At 64.1% G+C, this 633-nt stretch carries 1 protein-coding gene; it reads left to right on the plus strand.

Features of this window, described 5'->3' with window-relative positions:
* A partial coding sequence (locus F0185_RS34120; RefSeq protein WP_167233128.1) for a flagellin N-terminal helical domain-containing protein occupies window positions 1-633 on the plus strand: 633 nt, incomplete at both ends.

Below are 633 nucleotides of genomic sequence, written 5' to 3' on the forward strand. Positions count from 1 at the left end.
CGGCCTGCAGATCGCCACCCGCCTGAAAGCCCAGACCAGCGGCATGGCCGTTGCCATGCGCAACACCCAGAATTCGACCTCGATGCTGCAAACGGCCGAAGGCGCGCTCGACGAAGTGAGCAACATGCTGGTGCGCATGAAAGACCTGGCCACGCAAGCGGCCGATGCCTCCTCGACCGCCGCCGACAAGACCGCGATGCAGTCGGAATACGACGCCCTCGGCACCGAACTGAACAACGTTCTGACCAACACCTCCTTCGGCGGCGCCAAGCTGCTCGTGGGCGGCACCATCGCTTCGGCCATGACGTTCCAGATCGGTTCGAGCACCAGCGAAAAAATGACCGTCGATATGTCCACCAGCATGGGCACCCTGGTCACCGACGTGACCGCCACGACCGCCAACTACACCACCCCGAACTCGGTCGGCACCGAACTGACCGCCGCCGGCACCGCCTCGACCACGATCGACAAGCTCTCCACCGCGATCGCCTCGATCGGCACCGTGCGTTCGTCCCTGGGCGCCTCGGCCAACCGCCTCGAACACGTGTACAACAACCTGTCGAACATCAGCACCAACAGCAAGGCCGCCACCGGCCGCATCATGGACGTCGACTTCGCCAGCGAAAGCTCGAA

The organism is Massilia rubra, assembly GCF_011682065.1.
Classification (GTDB): Bacteria; Pseudomonadota; Gammaproteobacteria; order Burkholderiales; family Burkholderiaceae_D; genus Telluria_A; species Telluria_A rubra.